The organism is Pseudomonas sp. FME51 (genome assembly GCF_014897305.1).
This window is the reverse complement of sequence record NZ_JABUYN010000003.1, coordinates 295147-315803: the sequence shown is the minus strand read 5'-3', so window position 1 is coordinate 315803 and position 20657 is coordinate 295147. Positions and strand designations below refer to the sequence as shown.

At 57.2% G+C, this 20657-nt stretch carries 19 protein-coding genes; 15 read left to right on the top strand and 4 right to left on the bottom strand.

Annotated features, from left to right (window positions below; genetic code table 11):
- The first annotated feature begins 11 nt into the window (after positions 1-11).
- From INT39_RS08030 to INT39_RS07990, 9 genes are all read left to right on the top strand, one after another.
- Complete coding sequence (locus INT39_RS08030) at positions 12-1640, top strand: GMC family oxidoreductase (RefSeq protein WP_226944611.1); 1629 nt, start codon at positions 12-14, stop codon at positions 1638-1640.
- Positions 1637-3127 (top strand): aldehyde dehydrogenase family protein, encoded by a 1491-nt coding sequence (locus INT39_RS08025; protein WP_090274830.1) that lies wholly within the window; start codon positions 1637-1639, stop codon positions 3125-3127. The genes INT39_RS08030 and INT39_RS08025 overlap by 4 nt, the downstream gene beginning before the upstream one ends.
- A 106-nt stretch (positions 3128-3233) precedes the next feature.
- Positions 3234-4694 carry an alpha/beta hydrolase domain-containing protein gene (locus tag INT39_RS08020; RefSeq protein WP_197674208.1) on the top strand — a complete coding sequence of 487 codons (1461 nt, stop codon included), beginning with the start codon at positions 3234-3236 and terminating at the stop codon, positions 4692-4694.
- Positions 4695-4971: 277 nt separating this feature from the next.
- Positions 4972-5193 (top strand): ferredoxin, encoded by a 222-nt coding sequence (locus INT39_RS08015; RefSeq protein ID WP_090276560.1) that lies wholly within the window; start codon positions 4972-4974, stop codon positions 5191-5193.
- 50 nt (positions 5194-5243) lie between these two features.
- Positions 5244-6002: an SDR family NAD(P)-dependent oxidoreductase gene (locus INT39_RS08010; protein WP_193073407.1), complete on the top strand. Its 759-nt coding sequence runs from the start codon at positions 5244-5246 to the stop codon at positions 6000-6002.
- Between the two features lie 37 nt (positions 6003-6039).
- Entirely contained in the window at positions 6040-6981 is a 942-nt protein-coding gene (locus INT39_RS08005; RefSeq protein ID WP_090274825.1) for a VOC family protein, read from the top strand.
- Between the two features lie 2 nt (positions 6982-6983).
- Positions 6984-7868, top strand: a complete 885-nt coding sequence (locus INT39_RS08000; RefSeq protein WP_090274823.1) for a fumarylacetoacetate hydrolase family protein — start codon at positions 6984-6986, stop codon at positions 7866-7868.
- Between the two features lie 33 nt (positions 7869-7901).
- Entirely contained in the window at positions 7902-9491 is a 1590-nt protein-coding gene (locus INT39_RS07995) for an MFS transporter (protein ID WP_090274821.1), read from the top strand.
- A 106-nt stretch (positions 9492-9597) separates the two neighbouring features.
- The gene (locus INT39_RS07990; RefSeq protein WP_090274819.1) at positions 9598-10389 is read left to right on the top strand and encodes an IclR family transcriptional regulator; all 792 of its coding nucleotides are present in this window, start codon (positions 9598-9600) and stop codon (positions 10387-10389) included.
- 3 nt (positions 10390-10392) lie between these two features.
- Here INT39_RS07990 and INT39_RS07985 read toward each other — a convergent pair whose 3' ends face one another.
- A complete protein-coding gene (locus INT39_RS07985) occupies positions 10393-11583 on the bottom strand; it encodes a thiolase family protein (RefSeq protein ID WP_090274817.1) in 1191 nt (396 codons plus the stop codon).
- 2 nt (positions 11584-11585) lie between these two features.
- Positions 11586-11981: a Zn-ribbon domain-containing OB-fold protein gene (locus INT39_RS07980; protein ID WP_193073406.1), complete on the bottom strand. Its 396-nt coding sequence runs from the start codon at positions 11979-11981 to the stop codon at positions 11586-11588.
- A 135-nt stretch (positions 11982-12116) separates the two neighbouring features.
- On the opposite strand from INT39_RS07980, the gene INT39_RS07975 reads away from it, so the two are divergent.
- The 4 genes from INT39_RS07975 (at position 12117) to INT39_RS07960 (ending at position 16022) form a co-directional block, all read left to right on the top strand.
- A complete protein-coding gene (locus tag INT39_RS07975; protein WP_193073405.1) occupies positions 12117-12818 on the top strand; it encodes an SDR family NAD(P)-dependent oxidoreductase in 702 nt (233 codons plus the stop codon).
- Between the two features lie 28 nt (positions 12819-12846).
- Positions 12847-13845, top strand: a complete 999-nt coding sequence (locus tag INT39_RS07970; protein ID WP_193073404.1) for a fumarylacetoacetate hydrolase family protein — start codon at positions 12847-12849, stop codon at positions 13843-13845.
- Between the two features lie 175 nt (positions 13846-14020).
- Positions 14021-15427 carry an aromatic ring-hydroxylating dioxygenase subunit alpha gene (locus INT39_RS07965; RefSeq protein ID WP_090274808.1) on the top strand — a complete coding sequence of 469 codons (1407 nt, stop codon included), beginning with the start codon at positions 14021-14023 and terminating at the stop codon, positions 15425-15427.
- 34 nt (positions 15428-15461) lie between these two features.
- Complete coding sequence (locus INT39_RS07960) at positions 15462-16022, top strand: aromatic-ring-hydroxylating dioxygenase subunit beta (RefSeq protein ID WP_090274806.1); 561 nt, start codon at positions 15462-15464, stop codon at positions 16020-16022.
- A gap of 118 nt (positions 16023-16140) precedes the next feature.
- Here INT39_RS07960 and INT39_RS07955 read toward each other — a convergent pair whose 3' ends face one another.
- Entirely contained in the window at positions 16141-16893 is a 753-nt protein-coding gene (locus INT39_RS07955; RefSeq protein ID WP_090274804.1) for a DUF2889 domain-containing protein, read from the bottom strand.
- A gap of 96 nt (positions 16894-16989) precedes the next feature.
- Here INT39_RS07955 and INT39_RS07950 point away from each other — a divergent pair, with 96 nt between their 5' ends.
- On the top strand, positions 16990-17790 hold the full coding sequence (locus INT39_RS07950; RefSeq protein WP_090274802.1) for an SDR family NAD(P)-dependent oxidoreductase: 801 nt from the start codon (positions 16990-16992) through the stop codon (positions 17788-17790).
- Between the two features lie 202 nt (positions 17791-17992).
- Here the strand turns inward: INT39_RS07950 and INT39_RS07945 are convergent, their stop codons facing one another.
- Complete coding sequence (locus INT39_RS07945) at positions 17993-19624, bottom strand: ATP-dependent acyl-CoA ligase (RefSeq protein ID WP_090274799.1); 1632 nt, start codon at positions 19622-19624, stop codon at positions 17993-17995.
- 179 nt (positions 19625-19803) lie between these two features.
- On the opposite strand from INT39_RS07945, the gene INT39_RS07940 reads away from it, so the two are divergent.
- Positions 19804-20544, top strand: coding sequence for a TetR/AcrR family transcriptional regulator (locus tag INT39_RS07940; protein WP_090274797.1), 741 nt, complete (start codon positions 19804-19806; stop codon positions 20542-20544).
- Positions 20545-20657 lie beyond the last annotated feature (113 nt).

Genomic DNA, 20657 nt, shown 5'->3' with positions numbered 1-20657 from the left:
GGACAGGAGCAATGAACATGAAACAAAGCTACGACTACATTATCGTTGGAGCGGGGTCGGCCGGCTGCGTGATGGCGAACCGGCTCTCGACCGACCCCAGCGTCTCGGTATTGCTGATCGAGAGCGGCCCGGAGCACACCAGCCCGTTAATCGCGATGCCGCGAGGTATAGGCAAGCTGTTGATGCCCGGCAACCCCCACGTTTGGGATTATCAGGCCTCGCGGGGAGAGGGCATGGCCACGGAACTGTGGCTGAAGGGTAAGGCTATTGGCGGCTCCAGTTCGGTGAATGGGATGGTTTACGTGCGTGGGGCACCTGCCGATTACAACGCCTGGGAGGCGCAGGGATGTACCGGTTGGGGTTGGCAGGATATGGGCCGGCAGTTTGTCGCCATGGAAGATCATCAGCTGGGCAGCTCCGAGTGGCGGGGTGTGGGCGGACCACTGAAGGTGACTGTGCACCCCTCGGGCGATGAGTTGTGCGATGCGATCATCGACGCTGCGGCACATATCGGTACGGCGACCGTCGCGGATACCAATCATGTGGACTCGGTAACGCAAGGCGGGTTCGGTTATCAACCGCAAAACACTTGGAAGGGTCAACGCTTCAGCGCCGCCAAGGCGTTTCTCGACCCGGTGCGTAGGCGGCCCAATCTGACTGTGATGACGGGCACTAATGTACAACGCATTGAGTTCGAGGGGCGCCGTGCCATCGCGGTCCAGGTGCGTGGAAAGGAAGGCAAGCGACGCATTCGCTGCCAGCGTGAAGTGCTGCTTTGTGCCGGTGCGATCGAGTCGCCGAAGTTACTGCAGCTATCCGGCATAGGTCCTGCCCATTTGTTGCAATCGTTGGGAATTCCGGTCATCCAGGATGCCCCGGATGTAGGGCGTAACCTGCGCGAGCATGTCTATATTGCCGCGCAATTCCGGGTGACCCGGGGCAGCTTCAACCATTGCTTCGCCGGATTGGGGCTGGCCCGCTCGGTGCTGAGTTACTTTGTCGGCAAGAAAGGCCCCATGACCCACGCGGCGCATGAAGCAGGGGGCTTCGTAAAAACTCGGCCTGAACTGGAGCGCCCTGATGCGCAGATCGGGGTGAGTCTGTTCTCCATGGATGGCGACGGCAAGACCGTGGCGATTGATAAACAGCCGGGGATAACCCTTGGGGGGTATTTCATGCACCCGCAGAGCCAGGGCGAGATACGCATCGAGTCGGCCGACCCGGCGGTGCCGCCAAGAATTGTCGCCAATTACCTCAGCGCCGAAGCGGACCAGACGGCCGCAATCTCGCTGCTGAAGTGGATCCGCAAGCTGGCGGCGCAACCGTCGCTCAAGCCCTTCCTGGTTGAAGAGTTGACCCCCGGTCCACAGGTGCAGAGTGACGAGGAAATGCTTGCCGCCTTCCGCCGCTTTGGGCAGACGGCGTTTCACGTGGCAGGAACCTGTCGGATGGGCACTGACGAGCACGCTGTGCTGGACCCCGAGCTCAGGGTGCGCGGGGTTGACGGCCTGCGGGTGATAGATACATCGATCATGCCCGCGCTGGTATCGGGCAACACCAACGCGCCGGCCATGGCTATCGCCATGCGTGCGGCGGAAATCATCGCTGGTGCGAATCAGCAAGGAGCGAACGCAGCATGACTATCCCATTTACCCACCTGAACAAATTCTACATAAACGGCCGCTGGGAAGCGGGTAGCGAAGGCGCTGAAGCGATCATCAACCCGGCCACTGAAGAGGTGATTGGCCATGCCCCGGTTGGTAACTTGGCGGCTGCCGAGGCGGCAATTGCAGCCGCCCGCGAGGCCTTTGATCACGGTCCATGGCCCTGGCTGAGCATGGCCGAGCGGGCGGGGTACATGCGGCGCATGCACGCGGCGCTGGTAAGCCGGCGGGAACAGATCGCTGCGCTTATTGTGGCCGAAGTCGGCTGTTCGCAAATGGTCACCCAGGCCATGCAGGTAGATATGCCGCTCGGGCATGTCCTGAAGGCCATCGACCGATCCCTGGTGACCGAGGCCCGGCAGATCCCGGTCGAAGCGGTGCCCAATCCGATGAACCCTGGTGGCCCGATGATCCTGGGAAGCGGCAGCATTGAGCGCGAACCGGTTGGCGTGGTGTCGGGAATTACTGGCTACAATTTTCCCTTCCTGCTGAATCTGGCCAAGGTCTTTCCGGCGCTGCTGGCAGGCAACACCCTGGTGCTCAAGCCGTCACCCTTTACGCCTTACTCGGCCTTGCTGTTCGGCGAGATTGCCGAGGAAATAGGTTTGCCCGAAGGGGTATTGAATATCGTCACCGGTGGTGTCGAGGTGGGCAGCCTGCTGAGCAGCGATCCGCGGGTGGACTTGGTATCGTTTACCGGCTCGGAGGCGGTCGGCATCAGCATCATGACCCAGGCAGCTGCCACCTTGAAGCGGGTGCATTTGGAGCTGGGCGGCAAGTCCGCGCTGATCGTACGAGCCGATGCCGACATTCAGACGGCTGCCATGGGCGCCGTCGCCGGGCTGATGATCAATGCGGGGCAGGGCTGTGCGCTACTGACGCGTTTTGTGGTGCACAACTCGGTCCGCGAGCAGTTTGTGCAATGCGCTCGTGCCGTTGGCGGCCAGTTCAAGGTGGGTGATCCGGCGGATCCGAGCGTGATGATGGGGCCGCTGATTCGAGAGTCGCAGCGCGCCAAAGTCGAAGGCCTCATTGCCAGTGGGCTTGAGCAAGGCGCAAAGTTGGTCTGCGGGGGCGGTCGTCCGGCCGGCCAGGAGAAAGGTTTTTTTGTCGACATCACTCTGTTTGATGACGTCACCAATGACATGACCATCGCCCAGGAAGAGGTCTTCGGTCCGGTTGGCGTAGTGATCGGTTTCGACACCGACGAAGAGGCTATCGCCATTGCCAATGATTCACGATTTGGGCTCAACGGCGGAGTAATGACCGCCGATGCCGCCGTTGCGTACAAGATGGCCAGGCGCATCCGTGCCGGCAGCGTCTACCTTAACGGGGGTGGCGGAACCATGCCCTACGCGCCTATTGGCGGCTTCAAGCGCTCAGGTATAGGTCGTGAGTTCGGACCTGACTGGCTCAATGAGTTCACCGAAGAAAAATCCATCATCTATCCCATCGGGCGCTGAACCCTCGACGAGCCCTGGCGCGGTGAGCATCGACCATCGAGCGACCGAGCCAGGGCAGGCTGTGTACATACCAACAACAACTACAACAAGGTTCGTAGGAGACACCATGCATAAGGTATTCGGCGCAACTCTGCTCGCTGCCACCCTGGCTTTGGGCGGCTGCAATAGTGATGACAACGATGACAGCAAGGAGGACGAGCGCCGCGCGGAGGTGCCGAATATTGAAGCGGCTACCGGCGGCGCGGGGCAGGCGGCTCTGGCCGCAGACCTGCAGTTTGCGATGGACAGTGTTGGCTACAGTGAACAGGAGTTCATCCTCTCTGGGACTGCTGTTTCTTACCTGCCAAAGGGTGGGCAGTCGCTCGGTACGGATGGGCAGTGGGACGTCGAGAAGAATGACAGCGCGGCTTATGTCACGCGGGCGGTTGTCTACCAGCCACTGGATGCCGAAGCGTTCAATGGCACTGTAATCGTCGAGTGGATGAACGTGACCAGCGGGAGCGATTCCAGCCCGGTCTGGACCTATACGCACAACGAGTTGATTCGCGAAGGCTATGCACTGATCAGCCTGTCCGCGCAGGCAGCGGGGGTGGCCAGCACCAAAACGATGGATCCCGAGCGATATGCCAATCTGCTGCACCCTGGGGACAACTATTCGTACGATATTTTCTCGCAAGCTGGGCAGGCTGTGCGGGATCATGCTGATGTTCTGCTGAATGGACTGCAACCCAAGCGGGTGCTGGCGGCAGGGGAGTCGCAATCCGCCTACCGGCTGGTCTCCTATGCCAACGCTGTCCACCCGTTGGTGACTGTCTATGATGGTTACCTGCTGCAAAGCCGCCTGGCCAATGCCGCGCCGCTGGCCACAGCCGATGACGTCTCCGGTTCGACGGAAATTCGCTCTGACCTCGGCGTACCGGTGCTGATGTTCCAGTCGGAAACCGATGTCAACGAGGTGACGCGCCAGGCCGATACCTCCACGTACCGGCTCTGGGAAGTCGCCGGAACGGCTCACTTTGACGTATACGGCGGCGGCATCGGATTGATTGATACGGGCGATGAAGAGGGCGCAGTACTCGCCCTTGAAGCACTGCTCGACCCGCCGAGCACGGTGTTCGGATTCATCAACTGCGACAAACCAATCAATGCCGGTCCGATGAGTTTTGTGCTGAGCGCCGCGGTGCATGCACTCAATGAATGGGTCACAACCGGTACGCCACCGGCTTCGGCAGAAATCTTGCAGGCTACCGACTTTACGCTCTATAGCCCTGGCTATGCGCGAGATGCACAGGGCAATGCCCTGGGTGGCATCCGCACGCCCTTTGTCGACGTGCCGCTAGCGGCATTGAGTGGCACGGGTAACACCGGGGGCGAAGGCTTTTGCTTGCTATTCGGAACTACCGAGCCGCTCAGAGCGGGTGAGCTCGACACCTTGTATCCGACGCAGCAGGCCTTCGTAACGGCGTGGACTACGGCTACCGAGGCGGCGGTGGACAGGGGCCATATTCGTCCTGTGGATGGGCAAGCCCTTATCGATGCGGCGGCCCGGGTGCAGATTCTGCCCTGAGATGTACGCTTCATCACGTGCCGATATGCGGCACGTGATGAGGTAAATTAAACATAAAAGTACTTTATGTATGTATTAAGAATATCGCCGTAAAGAAGGTTTTATGTACGTTTACTCGCTAATTTTAAAGGAGTTATCCGTTGAGTGGGTGCAGGTGCTACGCTGCAGCTCACTGATTAAAGGGAAAATAATGGTGATTCATCAACTAAAAATTTACAAAAATGAATTTTTTGTTCATTATCTTCCTATAGCTGAGCCTGACAAAGAGGATAAGAGTATGAGTTCAGATAAGGTTGTTTTCCGTGCCGTTGCTGATCGCGGTCGCTGCTGTGGGTATGGCTTATGCGCTTCGATCTGTCCAGAAGTTTACAAGCTTGATGCCGATGGCCTGGTCTACTTTGAAGACGACAAAGTAACGCCCGAGTTGGAAGAGGCGGCGCGTGAAGGTGCCGAAGCCTGTCCTGCCGAGGCCCTATGGCTGGAAGAAATCAAACCCTGAGCATCGTACTCTCCAGCAAATAATAAAATATTTTGACGAGGTAGATTGCTATGGGACGTCTGGAAGGCAAGGTTACGCTCATCACCGGAACGGGCGGTGGGCAAGGCAGGGTTGCAGCGCTGCGTTTTGCCCGTGAGGGTGCGATCGTGGTTGGCTGTGATACCAACGAAGCCGAAAACAAGGTGACGGCTGAACTGCTGTCTCAGGAAGGGTTCACTCTCTACGGGTACGCGCCGGTCGATCTTGGCGACCATGAGCAGGCCAAGGCCTGGGTCGAGTCTGCCGTAGCCGAACATGGCCGGATTGACGTTCTGTATAACAACGCATCTGCTGCACGTTTTGCGCCGGTTCAGGATATGACCATCGAAGACTGGCACTTCACTATTCGCAACGAAGTGGATCTGATCTTCTACACCACCAAGTACGCCTGGAATCATCTGGCGGAACGCAAGGGGGTGATTCTGAATGTATCGTCCACCGCTGCCTGGGGTGGCTCCAAAGTAGCCGGTATCTCGGCGCATTCGGCAGCCAAGGGAGCCGTGGTTTCCTTTACCCGCCAACTCGCCGTCGAAGGCGCGCCCGCGGGCATTCGTGCGATCAGTATCAGTCCTGGTTTTGTCGCCACGCCAGGTACCGCCGCGTTCATGGAAAACCCGGTAGCGCGTGCCGCGCTGCTCGACGGCGTGCTGATGGACAGGCCCGGACAGCCCGAAGAGGTTGTCTCGCTGGCCGTTTACCTGGCATCCGATGAGGCGTCCTTCATCACCGGATCGGATATCGTCATTGATGGTGGATTGCTGGCTATATAAGCCATCCACCGGCATCTGATAGAACGAGGAAAAGCAGATGGATATTATTGGACTGGGTTACATGGGCTTTGAAGCCACTGACCTTGAGGCCTGGCGCGACTATGGCCCGTCGGTAATGGGTTTTGCGATAGGCCAAAACCCGGAGAGCGATCCGGGTTCGTTGTATTTTCGTATCGATGATCGCCGCCACCGTTTTGCTTTCCACCCTGGCAAAGTTGACCGGCTGGCCTACATCGGTTGGGAAGCCAAAGGGCGGATGGAGTTCAAGGCAGCCTGCCAGACATTTAGCGATGCTGGCGTGGAGTTTACCGTCGGCGACGCGGAGCTGTGCGAGAAGCGCGGCGTCAAGGAGCTGATCCGTTTCTTTGACCCGGTCGGCTTTCGGCATGAGCTGTTCTACGGGCAGAAATGGCTTCCCGATTCTTTTGTGCCTGGGCGCCGCCATGGCGGTTACTTGGCCGACAAGAGAGGCCTTGGCCACGTCGTGCTGATGACTCCCGAGTTTCCGCCGGAACTGGAACATTTCCTTATCAATATCATGGGCTTTCACTGGTACGGTTCGGGCGCGGGCAAGGGCAAGACCGGCTTTTTCCGCTCCAAGCTCAACACCTCCACCAGCCATGATATTGCCTACGGACACGCTCCGGGCCGTATGGGGATTCAACACGTCGGCATGTTCGTCGGCAGCCTGCGTGATGTGGGCGAGACCTACGATATCGTGAAGAAGCGCGAGCTGCAGATGATGATGACACTGGGTCAGCATTCCCAGGACCCACATGTTTCGTTCTACCACTTTAATCCGTCAGGCTTCGCCTTTGAGTGCATCGCTGAAAGTGAACCATGGCATGACGATGGGTTCGAGCTGAATCCGGAGAAGATGAGCGTGTGGGGCCACGAGCTGGTGGGCCCGATTCTGGGGCCTAGCGTCAAAACCCCGGAAGAGGTTGGCGATCCGGAATTCACCGCCAAGAAGGGCTAGAAATGCGCCTGGCTCGGGTAGAAGATGCGACGGGAGCGCGGTTCTGGGTTCTTTTGCATCCTGATACCGGCACCGGCCAGCGCATCAATGCCCCGTTCTCCCATTGGGCAGGCAAGGTCAACACCGGCAGTATTGCGGCGCTCGATCTGTCGGCCACAACGCTCGAGTCAGATACGTTTCGCCTGGTAGCGCCCGTTGAGCCCGGCGCCCGTATATTCGGGGTCGGGCTCAATTATTTGTCGCACCTGACTCGCCTGGGCAGTGCCGCGCCTCCTCATCCTCTTGCCTATATCAAACCGGACTCTGCGATTGTCGATCCCCACGGGGCGATTTCCTATCCAGCGATGACGGGCGAGCTGGATTATGAGATCGAGCTGGTGGCGGTGATTGGCAAGCCGCTTGGCGACGCCGTTGCAGCGTCGTCCTGCGTGATGGGTTATACCGTCGGCAACGATATCAGCGCGCGAGATGCGGGCCGTGCGCTGGGGCGGCTGGATCTGTTCACCCAGAAAGGCATGGATGGCACGACACCGGTCGGGCCATGGATTGCCACGCTTGATCAGCTGGGCGGCGGTGGTCAGCCGCAGCTGGATATGCGCATGACCATCAACGGCGAGGTTCGCCAGCAGGACAACACCCGGGAGATGATCTTCGCGGTCGATGAGCTACTGAATTACCTTGACGCGCGCATCACCCTGCGGCCGGGGGACCTGGTGTTCACGGGATCGACACACGGAGTTGGGCTGGAGACCGGACGTTTTCTCCAGTCTGGCGATGTATTGGAGGCACACATCGAAGGCGTCGGGATACTGCGAAATGAAGTGGGCCCACAGCGTATCCTTGCCACAGCACGACAATCGGGACGGCTGGGTCATCCCGCTACTTAGCTTTGCGCCCCAGTCCCCTGACAAGAGGCAACCATGAATCAAGGGGCAACCTGGTATCCGTTGAAGCACCGTCAGTTTCGTATGTTCTGGAGCGCGGGCGCTGTCATCAATCTTGCTATCTGGATGCAGACCGTAGGTGCGGCCTGGATCATGGCCGGACTCACTGAGTCTGCCTGGATGGTGTCGCTGGTGCAGACCGCCATGACGCTGCCAGTGTTTCTGTTCGGCCTGCCGGGCGGCGTGATCGCGGATCTGGTGAATCGCAAGTACTGGCTGCTCTTCACCCAGTCGGTGATGTTGGTTGCCGCTACCGCTCTGTTTGTGCTGGTCTCCACCGGCGGCCTGAACGCCTGGTCTCTGTTGTCGCTGACGTTCTTGCTGGGCACGGGAAGTGCGCTCAGCATGTCGGCGTGGATGGCCGTGATCCTCACACTGGTTCCGCGTGAAATTGTGCCCGCGGCGGTCGCGCTCAATGCGATTTCGACAAACGTCGCTCGGGCGTTGGGCCCTGCCATAGCCGGTCTGCTGATCGCCGTAGCAGGTCAGGCTTCGATGTTCCTCTTGATCGCCTGCTGTTTCGCGGGTGTGATCCTGTTTCTGCTTGGCTGGCGCTCCTCTCGAGTCATCGACGTACTGCCTCCGGAAACCTTTTTGGGCGGTATGCGCAGTGGCCTACGTTATATTCGCCATTCGGTGTCGTTGATCAGTTCGCTCAAGCAGGTATTCATCTTTACCAGCTGCGCCAGCGCGCTCTGGGCGTTACTGCCGCTGATCGCCAAGGATCAGCTTCAGATGGATGCTGGCGGGTATGGCCTGTTGATGGGCGCCCTGGGTGCGGGAGCCGTCATCGCAGCGGTAAATCTGACCCGTCTGTACCGTCTCTTTGCACTGCGCAAAGTGGTTGTAGCGGGTGCCATTGCCTTCGCTGTGGTCACGGCCGCGGTATCGCTGACCGATGTCGTCTGGTTGGTCTGGCTGTTTCTGGTCATCGCCGGGATTGCCTGGATGGCGGTGAACGCCACGGTCGCTACCATTGTGCAGACCTGTGCGGCGGACTGGGTTAGAGCCAGGGTCGCTTCGGTGTATCTGCTCATGTATATGGGAGCGATGGCGGTAGGTGGGGCGGTGTGGGGCTTGATCGCGGATTATATGGGTACGACCAACGCTCTGTTGCTCGCCGCTGCGTGTATCGTTTTGGGATTATGGTTCACGCGCAACGGTATTTTCGTACTGGGTAGCGAAGCCGATTACCGAAGCGTTCCGCAGACAGACAAACTCGAGGTGGCGAGAGAAATCAGTCACTCCGATGGCCCGGTCTCCGTCGAAATTAGCTACCGGGTACCGGCCGGTAATCAGCACGAGTTCATCAAGTGCGCCTACGCCGTGGGCAAGTCGCGACGTCGAAACGGGGCGCGCAACTGGCGGCTCTACCGCGACCTGGCTGATCCGGACCGCTTTGTGGAACGCTTTATAGTAGAGTCCTGGTTGGGATATCTTCGGCAAAGGGATCGAATTACTCAGGCCGACCAGACTATGGACAAAGAGCTGGGGCGCTATGTGGTCGAGTCTGATTCAACCAGACGCTACATCCACCAGCCAAATGCCAACCCTGAATGGCAGTAAAAATTCGATTAAAAAATGCAATTCTTGATATAGAATGGTCGGCAGGCCATTATAAGGGCGTAAATCTGGAATCCCGTGATCCCTGCGCCGAAGAGGAACCTTAAAAATGGATGCTGAAGTCAATATCAATGACAAAAACGCGGCCAAGTCGTCCTTGGTTACCGTGAAGCCGGTAGTCAATGCTGTTCGCATTCTCCGTTTTCTCAGCCAGGCTGCTGCTCCAGAGCGCTCCGTGGATATCGCAAGGAAGCTGGATATCAACCCGAGCACTTGTTTCAACATTCTCAGAACCCTAGTCACGGAAGATATGGTTGATTTCAGTCCCATGTCAAAGCGTTACTCGGCCGGGTTGGGCTTGGCCCGCCTGGTTGAGCAGTTCGTGACCCAAGGGCAGAAGGTTCAGTTGGCTAAGCCGCTGCTGGAGAGCTTCGCTGCGCGCTCGAAGGTGACCGTCACCTTGTGGCGGCGCATGGGTCTCGACCGAATTGTCATTGTCAGTTCCGCAGCCTGCCCTACCGACGTGCGGATCGATATGAGCGAGGGCCAGCGGCTACCGATCCTGATGGGTGCCAGCGGGCGCTTGTATGCTTCTCAGCTCGACCTTGATCAGCCGCAGTCCAAGGCCATTTTTGACAAGATTCGCTGGGGCGGCACGCTGTCCTATGAAGAATATCGCGATCAGGTGAGGGATGCGTCCAAGCGGGGCTGGGCGATCGACGATGGCAATTTCTCGATTGGTATCCTGGCTGTGGCAGCACCGGTTTATTCTCCATCCGATACGATCGAATTCACGGTTTCAGCCGTCATGTTCCGCGGGCAGCGTGATGAGACAGGAATCGCAGAGCTGGGTCAGTCGCTTCGCAACTTGTGCGATGAGTTGAGAAGCGTGTTGTTCTGACCCTCAGTCGCGCACCAGCAACAGACTGCCGCCAAGCGGGCCGCCCCCGGCGGCTGTAACCGCTACGTTGTGGTCGGCAACCTGACGTTTGTCGGCGCGACCCCACAGCTGCAGACAAGCCTCATGCACGTACCCCAGACCATGGGTTCGCCCTCCCGACAGCTGACCGCCATTGGTGTTCAGGGGGAGTTCGCCATCCAGCGCGATACGCTGCCCACCTTCGACAAAGCGCCCGCTTTCCCCTACAGGACAAAGACCCAGGGCTTCCAGCCAGATCATGGTCAGTATGGAGAAGCCATCGTAAAGCTGGGCGGAGCCGACGTCCTTGGGTTTCAGGTCGGTACGCGACCACATCATGCGACCTACATCGAACGCAGCGCCCTGGGTAAGCGAAATCTGATCCCATGACCAAGGCTGGTTCAGGGCTGCACCCATGGCTTCGATCCGGATGGGCGGGTTGCGTCCGTCTTTTGCGACATCACGCCGTGACAGGACTATCGCTGTCGAAGCATCACAATGTACATCGCAATCGAACATGCGCAGCGGCGTGGAAATCATCCGTGATTCCATATAGTTGTCCATGCTCATTGGCGTTCGATAAACAGCCTTGGGGTTGAGCTGGGCATTGCGCCGGCAGGTGAGAGCGATTTGCGCCAGCTGTTCCGAGGTCGTGCCGTAATCGTGGAAATGCCGCTGTGCGTACATCGCCATCAGATTCACGGCCGAGAGCACATTGAAGGGTGTATACCATTGCCAGGCAAAGCTACTGTCCCGCCCCTGGGTTTTGTTGGTCAGGGCTGAGGCTTGCTTGTTGTGCTGCCGAGTGGAGGATTCTGTGATAGTACGGAAAACCAGCACATTGCGGCACATGCCGCTGGCTATCGCCATTACGCCGTTGATCATCCCGGCGAGAGGGCCAGGCCCCTCATAGCCGCCGCCAAACCAGTTCACGTTCAAGCCAAGCGCGTTCTTCAGCGCATTGGGCCCGACGGGAGAAAAGCTGTCGCCGTTGTTGTTGTCGCCTGGCCAGCAAGCTACGCCATCGATGTCGTCCCGGGTCAGCCCCGCGTCCGCAATGGCTTCAAGGCAGGCATTAGCGGTCAGGCGCATAGCCGACAGCTGCGAAGGGCGGCCAACTTCGGATTGGCCGATACCGGTGATGGCGACATCTTTTTCATACAGACGGTCAAACATGCTCAATCCTTAACAAATAGTGGAAGCCACACATCGTCTTCCTGCTGGAAGTGCACTCTAACGGGCATCCCTATATGGACGTCTGTCACTGGAATTCCTTCGATATTGCTGACAAAGCGAAGATCGGTCTGCTCCTCCAGTTCCACGATGGCAATGACAAAGGGTTCCTGCAGTTCGGGTGTCCAGGGCTGATGGTTGATCGTGAAGCTGGCCACCTGGCCCTTGCCCGATACGGCCTGCGGACCCACTTCAAAACTGTTGCAAGCAGGGCAAACGGGGCTGGGGGGGTGGAAATAACGACTACAGGCGCTGCAGCGGTGGATAAGCAGCTCGTTGTTTTCACCGCCTTGCCAAAAGGCGCGATTGTCACCGGTGAGGGCTGGCAGCTTTCTCGGCATCGAATAGATCCTGTCTCAACAACCTAGGTAGCGTCAGGTTAGCATTTGTACATATATTAAAAAAGTGTTCTAATTTAATTGTACTGGGCCTCTCACTGGCTCATCCTAATAAGACTAGCTTGCGGAGGTCCTCCGATGACTCTTTCCCTGCAAGGCCGCGCTGTGATCGTCACAGGCGGCTTTGGTGTGCTCGGTAGCGCGCTGACCAGATTGTTGCTTGAGCGGGGCGCCCAAGTAGCGGCCCTGGATCTGAATGAGGTGCCTGCCTCGTTGGTTGCTACCGCTGATTTTCTCCCCCTGGGCAAGGTCAATCTGACCGAAACGACTTCTGCAGAACAAGCGATGATCCGGGTGGTCGATACGTTTGGCCATATAGATGCGGTCGTCAATGTCGCCGGCGGCTTCGCCTGGGAAACCTTTGAATCAGGATCCCTGGACACCTGGGATCGGCTGTATCAGATGAACGTGCGTACCGCCATCGTCAGTACCAAGGCAGCGCTGCCGCATATCCTGAGCGCGGGCAATGGTCGAGTAGTCAACGTCAGCGCTTTGGCTGCCAACAAAGCCGGACCGGGCGTGTCTGCCTATGCAGCTTCCAAGGCGGGTGTGGCGCGCTTTACCGAGTCGCTCGCCGAAGAGCTGAAACAGCGCGATGTGACGGTCAATGCGGTGATGCCAAGCATCATCGATACCCCGACCAATCGGGCTGACATGCCTGATCAGGATTTTACCGCCTGGGTGACACCCGAAGCGTTATCTGTCGTTATTGCCTTTTTACTGTCTGCCGAAGGGCAGGTCATTACCGGTGCCTGCCTGCCAGTGAGTGGGCGAGTATGAATGACTTAATGAGCTGGAGATTGCTGTCATGAGGTTGGTCACTTTTGTAAATAGCGAAGGCCTGGAGCTGGCTGGCGCCCTGATCGAGCAGGATCAGTCGGTGCTCGACCTGCAACAGGCTTACACCGAGCTCCACGGTGGACGGGCCGCTCCGCTGGCCAGCGTTCTGGCGCTAGCCGAAGCTGGGGAAGATGGTATGGAGCTCGCCCGGAATCTGGTTGCCAAGGCGCCATCTACCGCTGTGCAGGAGCGAGCCTCGGTGCGGCTTCGGGCACCTATTCAGCCGCCGCCACAAATGCGTGATTTCTCCTGTTTTGAGTTGCATCTGCGTCAGAGCTTTGCTGCTGCTCGGCGCTTTCGTGCCATGCGTACGCCAGATCCTGAGGCGACACTCAAGGCCATGAACACCAGTGCCGATGACCGTGTCATCGACACGTTCAACCGCCAACCTATCTACTACAAGTGCAACCGCTTTGCCGTGGTAGGTGTGGACGATCAGTTCGAGTGGCCTGCCTACAGCAAGGCGCTGGATTTCGAGCTTGAATTTGGCTGCTACATCGGCAGGCGCGGCAAAGACATCACACGCGAAAACGCCAGACAACATATCTTCGGCTACACGATCTTCAACGACATCAGTGCGCGCGATGCTCAGGCCAAGGAGATGAGCGGGATGTTGGGGCCGGCGAAGGGGAAGGATTTCGATACTGCCAATATCATGGGCCCCTGTCTGGTCACGGCTGATGAGCTTGAAGATCCCTATGATCTGAATATGATCGCCCGGGTAAACGGAGAGGAGTGGGGCCGCGGCAACACCCGCGACATGCGCTGGCAGTTCGAAGATGTGATAGCCCATGTTTCTCAGTCCGAGACGCTGCACAGCGGGGAGTTTCTGGGGTCAGGCACGGTGGGGAATGGCTGTGGTCTGGAGCAGTTACGCTATCTGAAGCCTGGCGATGTGGTTGAGCTCGAAATCGACGGAATCGGCATGCTGCGGACTCAGGTGGGAGAGAAGGGTAATCCGTTCTAAAAGAACAGCAGAGTTCTGGCCAAGACTACAATTGAAATGATACAGATCAATAAAATCTGTTCACAAATTCGTTTCAATGTGATCTGCTTGGCAATGAAGCGAAACTTTATCAGAGATTCAATAAATTGATGTTTAGCGCGGCCTGATAAGACCCCTAATAAAACTGGAGGCGAACATGCTTACTAAAACCAGCCAGGTGCTTTCTGATGGCACCAAGATTTCCGACCTGATTTATCCTGACACTCGTGAAGTGCAGATGCGCGTGCTATCGGACCCGGAAATCTATCAGATGGAAATGGAAAAGATTTTCGGGAAGACCTGGGTATTGCTAGGTCACGAATCCGAGATTCCCAATGTCAACGATTTCATGGTTCGCGATATAGGGGGCGACTCTGTCATTGTTACACGCGACAAAAACAATGACATTCACGTATCCCTTAATGTCTGTCCGCACCGGGGCATGCGCGTGGCGCTGACCGACTGTGGTAATGCCCAGATCCACAAGTGCATCTATCACGGCTGGGCTTTCCGCCCGAACGGCGACTTTATCGGCTCCCCTGTGAAGCGTGAGTGCATGCACGGCAGCATTCTTCCAGAATCCGAGCTTGGCCTGAAAAAAGCCCGCTCAGTCCTCTATGGCGGCTTGATCTTCGCGACCTGGAATATTGACGGTCCTTCGTTCGACGAGTTTCTCGGCGATGCCAAGTGGTACTACGACATTCTCTTCCTGCGCAGCGACAAAGGCATGGAAGTGCTTGGGCCACCGCAGCGTTTCATAGTCAATGCCAATTGGAAGACCGCTGGCGAGCAGTCAGCTGCAGACGGTTTCCACACGCTGACGCTGCACCGCTGGCTTGGTGAGGTAGGTAACTACGCCAAGAAGGGCGACGCCGCTGCGGAAGAGAGCGATGAGCCGGATCTGACCCCCGAAATGTACGGCGTCGAGATAAGTTCTCCCCACGGCCACGCGCTGCGCTGTATTGACCAAGCGCGCAAGATCCGTCGCCTGACCGGTCTGGAGCCTGACGATCTGAGCATTCAGGAAAAGCTCAATGCATTGCCGCCAGCCGGCATGACCAAGGACATGGTCGAGCAGTTGGCACGCAACCTGTCGGAGGATCAGCTCAAAGTTCTGACCACGATGCCCCCGCAGGTTGGCGGAATGTTCCCGAATATCCTGTTTGGTTTCGTCTATATCCCGCAACCAGATGGTTCGGTTGTTGGCTCGATGACGTTGCACACCTACATCCCCCGAGGCCCGAACAAGCTGGAGTTCTGCAACTGGATCTTCGCTGAAAAGGACGCGCCGGAAGAGCTGCGCGAGAAGATGCTCAAACAGACCATCCAACTGTTCGGCACCTCCGGCATGGTCGAGCAGGACGATTCGGATACCTGGCCGCACATGACGCTGTCAGCCAAGGGCGCCATGGGCAAGCACATGACCTTGAAGTATCAGGCCGTGTATGAAACAGGCAAGCCTGAAGGCTGGCCCGGACCGGGAATCGTCAATGAAGGGTTTACCAAGGACGATACTCAATGGCACTGGTGGCTCTACTGGAACGAGCTGATGAGCGCTGAATAAACCATTCTCCAGATTATAAGAACAGGAGTTTCTCATGCAGCAGGTTCAAGAAAAAAGCGCCGAAGCCCCCCAGGGTCAGGCTGTTCCGGTCGGATCGGCGGAATACAACGCCATTCTTACCTTTCTATATGAAGAAGCGGCCCTGCTCGATCAGCTTCGGCTGAACGAGTGGGGCGCGCGACTGGCGACGGATCTGGTCTACACCGCACCGTTGCGTCACACCCGGCTGGGCGTCGATCATGCGAAAAGCTTTGTTCGCACCGTCATGCACTTTCATGACGATTATCGCTCGGTAATGGGTCGGATCCTGCGCCTATCGGGCAAAAGCGCCTGGGCGGAAGATCCGCCGTCGCGTACTCGTCGACTGGTAACCAATGTAATGGTTCGGGAAACGGCCAAAAGCGATGAGTTCGAGGTGGTCAGCTATTTGCTGATGACTCGCAGCCGCTTCAGCGAGTCCCATGTCGATGTGATCAGTTGCGAGCGCAGGGACGTAATTCGCCGGGAGGTGGATGGCAGTTTCAAACTGGCTAAGCGTGAAGCTTTGCTGGATCAGTCCGTTTTGGGAACCGCCAACCTGGCCGTGTTCCTGTAAGAGTTTGGTTGGGTGCGGTCACACCCAGCCATGCGGAGGATGAAGCCCGCCTTGAAAAAGGCGGGCTTTGTTCTGTCTGACGGTGGAGTTTGAGCGGTAATATCTCTGATTGCCCTGCTTAAAGCTGCTGAACCGGAAGATTCGGCTCCTTGCCCGCAAACCAGTCCTGATCGCTGGCGCACAGGGCGCGGGGGCGATCAGTAAAATCTAGCGTCGAGCCCTTCATGCGCAGGGCGTGCGCGGCTCGAACCGGCTGCTGGGCATAGCACAGGCTGGTCTCCCTCGCATGTTGCATCACGTCCAGATCATATTCACGCCCACGGGAAATCGTCGTGCATCGCCTTAACAGTAGGGCGGCTTCCGCGTCCTCTGGATCCAGCGTCTTGATCGCCCAGCCCGCCATGCCCTGATTCAAATCGACACCGCTATAGGGCGCCGGCTGTTCTATGAGGGTGCCTTTGATCTGCCACTGCAGACACGGCCGGCCATCGCGCAAAAGGACGGGCGATGTGCGTCCGTCAACCCGTGTCGGGATTTCTACATCGTAGGTACGGTGCTCGTTCCGCCTCGCCGCAGCGGCAATAGCCAGGCCTGCAAGGTCCAGCATGTGCGTACACTGATGCCTGCCATCCGTGGCCCTGGTTACACTGTGGGCGACCTCTGACAACTGCATGCCGATCAGGTCTTGCAGGGGCTTGGCTGCCCCGGGGCAGGCCGTATAGGGAAAGCGGACTGCGTAGCCGTGAATAGCCGTGACGATTCCCTGGTGATGGCGGATGCTGACCCTGAAATGATGGAAATCATCCTCCAGCGCTGCGCGAATTTCCCCGTCTTTCTGGGTATGAATCTCTACTCGTCGTCGGAAAAGCATATGGATAGCCTTAAGCAAGCAGGATGGATTTAGGTAGGAAAGGCGTCTATAATATGAACATTAACAAAAAAAGTGTCTATTAAAAAGGCTGCAGATATGAGACTGCTTGAAAACAAAGTCGGGCTAATAACAGGTGCTGGTGGTGGTATTGGTGAAGGCGTGGCCCGTTATTTCGCCAAACAGGCCGCTGCGGTGGTGGTAGCAGAGCTGAACGAAACAATGGGCGAAGCCGTTGCTGCCGACATACGCGCGCAGGGCGGTCAGGCCATCTTCTTCAAGACAGACGTATCGAGCAAAGAAAATATCTCTGCCGCTGTTCAGGCTGCAGTGGATGAGTTCGGGGCGCTCGATATCCTGGTCAACAATGCCTTCGCCCCGACGCCCAATGTTCTGATGGAAGACAAGACTGACGAGATGCTGCAGCAGACTCTCGACACCACCGTCTGGGCCGCCTGGTGGGCGATGCGCGCCGCTCTGCCACACATGCGTAAACGCGGGGGCGGCTCGGTGATCAACTTCTATTCGATCGACACCGAGATCGGTGCCTGGCTGCATGCCGATTACAATACTGCCAAGTCCGCAATCATAGGGCTTACTCGCAGTGCGGCCGCCGAGTGGGGCCGTTTCAATATCAGGGTAAATGCCATTGCCCCCACTGCGATGGGCGCAACTTTTCACAAGCTTGCAGCAGAAAATCCCGGTTTCGCCGAACGCTCTGCATCGATGCGCCCGCTGGGTCGCTGCGGCGAGCCTGAAGCGGATATCGGTCCGGTTGTGGCCTTTCTTGGCTCGGAAATGTCCCGCTTTATCACTGGCGAGACCATCCATGTGGACGGCGGGCTGCATTTGCCCGGCTACAACTCCAGGCCTGCCGATATTCTGGTAAAGGAATACTGAAGTCGTTTCATCACGGAAAATCAGCCGAGGTCCACAGCCTCACCAGCACTTGTTGGCGGGCTTTTTGCTGTAGGGTCCTAAGATGGGTTCTTCCTGGGAGTGTCGAGCATCAGCTCGATACTCAAGGGCTGCCAGCCAGCGCGGTATCCTCAGGAGCCATCAACCACCCGCAAGCGCGCGGTGATTGATGGCTTTAGCCCACTCAGCGCTTCTTGACGCTGATATCGGTGTCTTCCAGATCCCAGGTGTTGGCTGTCTTGCCTTCATCCCTTAGCTCGTACTTGAGCACGCGCCCCTGAGGGTTTTTGGGAAGCGTGTCGCGGAACTCAATATAGCGAGGCAGTGCGTAGTAGGGGACGGCATCGGTTGCCCAGTGGAACAGCTCTTCTTCGGTCAGTAACGCGCCTTCGTGCAGGATAGCAGTGACTTTTACATCGTCTTCGCCTTTGTCCGACAGCACCGCATGAACCGCCACCTCGGATATCGCTGGGTGAACGGCAAAGGCCGATTCCATCTCGAAGCTTGAAATGTTCTCGCCTCGACGGCGCAGGTAATCTTTCTTGCGATCTACAAAAAAGAAGAAACCGTCCTCATCGAATTTGCCGATGTCACCGGTATGAAACCACATGTTGTTCATAAGCTTGAGGGTAGCTTCCGGTCGCTGCCAGTAGCCTTGAAACATGATGTCGGGACGCAGAGGGCGGACCACGATCTCGCCAGCTACGTTGGCCGGCAGTTCCTGGTCATTGTCATCCACGATGCGCACGTCAAAATCAGAAATACGTTTTCCCGACGAGCCCGGCTTGGCGTATTCACCAGCGGCCAATGAAGTGATTACACACGCTTCAGTCAACCCGTAACCATTGCCGCCCACCAGGGGAGTACCGAACCGGGTGCGCCAGATTTCCTTGGTTTCCTCGGTGTAAGGGTTGCCTCGGGCAGTATGAATCTGACCGAAGCAGCGTTTCATGGATTCGTTGTCAGGGGCCTGGGCGAGCAAACCGCCCATGCCGCCGAGGATAGACGCGATGGTTGCACCACTGCGCTCTACTTCAGGCCAGAAATTGGAAACCGAGAAGCGGGGCAGTATTGCTGCACGTGCGCCCACAAGAATGCTTGCGATGATGGTCACGCACAGGGCATTCATATGGAACAGGGGCAGGGGAGTAATTGTCACATCATTTTCATTGGCTGGTCCCGAACGCAATTGCAGGCGCGCCAGGTTGCACATGAAGTTGTAACTGACCATGCAGCCCTTGGACGGTCCGGTAGTGCCGGAGGTGTAGATCAGACAGGCAAGATCGGAGGGGGCGGGCTTGTCTTCGATCACGGTCGTGTCCGTACCGCGGTGTTCATCTAGGGGCGCAACGGGCACTGTGCAATCCACTGCCGATTCCAATGATCCGCGATGAAGGACGCGCTTCAATACGGTGAGCTGGCCGCTGATGGCAGCAACACGGTCCATGTAACCAGCTTCGCATATGAGGAGCTGCGTGTCCGCATCTGCAATCTGGTGCCGCAGGAACTCACCGCGTAGCGCGGTATTGATGGGTACGCTCACTGCGCGGAGCTTGTTGACGGCGAGCCAGCACACGACAGCGTCAATGTTGTTGTCCAACATGGTGACTACTGTAGCGCCGCGTGTTACACCCAGGGAAGCCAAAGAATGCGCCAGTTTGGTAGAAAGAGAGTCAACTTCTCGGAAAGTGTATAAATCTCCACTGAAATCGAGCAGAACTCGGTCTGGATGCCTTGCAACTGCACGATCCAAAGCTGCAATAGCTGTGTCTTGTTCTCCCACGAACCAGGTTTCGGGATTGCCAGTACCGCTCATACGCATCTCCTTCCAATGCGGCTCCAGGCGGGAGCCAGACAGCTTTATTTTTGATAGAGAATGGCATTCTATATCTTATTTTTTCTGTTGTCTCTATCAAGAGTTGAACAGAAAATGCTGGATGTGGCTATTTAACCTGCTAGGATGGCACTTACAGGAAATTGACAAGGGGGTGCAGTATGCTCAATGAGGAGCTTGACGATACAGCGGTGTCTATTGATGAAGTTCAAGGAAGCGCGGCATCTAAAGCGGGTGGCAAAAAAGTCCAGCGCTCAAAGGTAAAGACGCCTGCGCCACGGCTGACTTCCGGTTCGGGCAAGACTCGGGCGGTCAAACCCAACAAGCGTTCAGAAGAAACCATCAATAGTATTCTGCAATCCACTGAAGAAGTGGTGCTCCAATCAGGGGCGGACAGGATATCCATTCTTGATGTGTGCAAATCAGCGGGCGTGTCACGGGGCACCTTCTATCGTTATTTCTCCTCCCAGGAAGATCTGCTGGATACCTTCTCGCGACATAAGCGAGATGACTTTCATCGGGTGCTGATGAATACCATCGGTACAGTTGAAGACCCTGAAGCACGACTCAATGCCTTGATCACATTTATCGACAATTACCTCGAACAAAGCCGAGCTCAGCGTCTGCTAACGGTGGCGCCCGAATATGCTCTCGGATTCTTCAGGCGAATATTCCACGATTCGATATTGCGTTTCCAGGATACGCTGGACATCGTGTTTGACGACTGGGATGAAAAGCTCGGGGTCAAGCTGGACCGGGAGCTGATTTGCGAAATGATCATTCGTTATGTTCTGAGTGAAATTCTGGTGCCGGAAAATTCCGGGCGGCGTTTGCTTCCTGCCCGTGTCAGGCGTCTCGTCGCTTCCCTTACCATCGGCTCCACTTCACGAACACGACGCTAACTCTGGGGAGGTACGTTTCCTCCCATGGTTAGGGTTCCCTCGAGCCACCCTCTCTGGCATTGATCCTGTTCGTTTTCCTGCATCCTTGAGCGCTGTTTCGCAGCGCCTCATTT

What these genes read in the sequence shown, in the direction of transcription:
- INT39_RS08030 (WP_226944611.1), top strand. Translation starts at nt 12, where the DNA reads ATGAACATGAAACAAAGCTACGACTACATTATCGTTGGAGCGGGGTCG.
- INT39_RS08025 (WP_090274830.1), top strand. Translation starts at nt 1,637, where the DNA reads ATGACTATCCCATTTACCCACCTGAACAAATTCTACATAAACGGCCGC.
- INT39_RS08020 (WP_197674208.1), top strand. Translation starts at nt 3,234, where the DNA reads ATGCATAAGGTATTCGGCGCAACTCTGCTCGCTGCCACCCTGGCTTTG.
- INT39_RS08015 (WP_090276560.1), top strand. Translation starts at nt 4,972, where the DNA reads ATGAGTTCAGATAAGGTTGTTTTCCGTGCCGTTGCTGATCGCGGTCGC.
- INT39_RS08010 (WP_193073407.1), top strand. Translation starts at nt 5,244, where the DNA reads ATGGGACGTCTGGAAGGCAAGGTTACGCTCATCACCGGAACGGGCGGT.
- INT39_RS08005 (WP_090274825.1), top strand. Translation starts at nt 6,040, where the DNA reads ATGGATATTATTGGACTGGGTTACATGGGCTTTGAAGCCACTGACCTT.
- INT39_RS08000 (WP_090274823.1), top strand. Translation starts at nt 6,984, where the DNA reads ATGCGCCTGGCTCGGGTAGAAGATGCGACGGGAGCGCGGTTCTGGGTT.
- INT39_RS07995 (WP_090274821.1), top strand. Translation starts at nt 7,902, where the DNA reads ATGAATCAAGGGGCAACCTGGTATCCGTTGAAGCACCGTCAGTTTCGT.
- INT39_RS07990 (WP_090274819.1), top strand. Translation starts at nt 9,598, where the DNA reads ATGGATGCTGAAGTCAATATCAATGACAAAAACGCGGCCAAGTCGTCC.
- INT39_RS07985 (WP_090274817.1), bottom strand. Translation starts at nt 11,583, where the DNA reads ATGTTTGACCGTCTGTATGAAAAAGATGTCGCCATCACCGGTATCGGC.
- INT39_RS07980 (WP_193073406.1), bottom strand. Translation starts at nt 11,981, where the DNA reads ATGCCGAGAAAGCTGCCAGCCCTCACCGGTGACAATCGCGCCTTTTGG.
- INT39_RS07975 (WP_193073405.1), top strand. Translation starts at nt 12,117, where the DNA reads ATGACTCTTTCCCTGCAAGGCCGCGCTGTGATCGTCACAGGCGGCTTT.
- INT39_RS07970 (WP_193073404.1), top strand. Translation starts at nt 12,847, where the DNA reads ATGAGGTTGGTCACTTTTGTAAATAGCGAAGGCCTGGAGCTGGCTGGC.
- INT39_RS07965 (WP_090274808.1), top strand. Translation starts at nt 14,021, where the DNA reads ATGCTTACTAAAACCAGCCAGGTGCTTTCTGATGGCACCAAGATTTCC.
- INT39_RS07960 (WP_090274806.1), top strand. Translation starts at nt 15,462, where the DNA reads ATGCAGCAGGTTCAAGAAAAAAGCGCCGAAGCCCCCCAGGGTCAGGCT.
- INT39_RS07955 (WP_090274804.1), bottom strand. Translation starts at nt 16,893, where the DNA reads ATGCTTTTCCGACGACGAGTAGAGATTCATACCCAGAAAGACGGGGAA.
- INT39_RS07950 (WP_090274802.1), top strand. Translation starts at nt 16,990, where the DNA reads ATGAGACTGCTTGAAAACAAAGTCGGGCTAATAACAGGTGCTGGTGGT.
- INT39_RS07945 (WP_090274799.1), bottom strand. Translation starts at nt 19,624, where the DNA reads ATGAGCGGTACTGGCAATCCCGAAACCTGGTTCGTGGGAGAACAAGAC.
- INT39_RS07940 (WP_090274797.1), top strand. Translation starts at nt 19,804, where the DNA reads ATGCTCAATGAGGAGCTTGACGATACAGCGGTGTCTATTGATGAAGTT.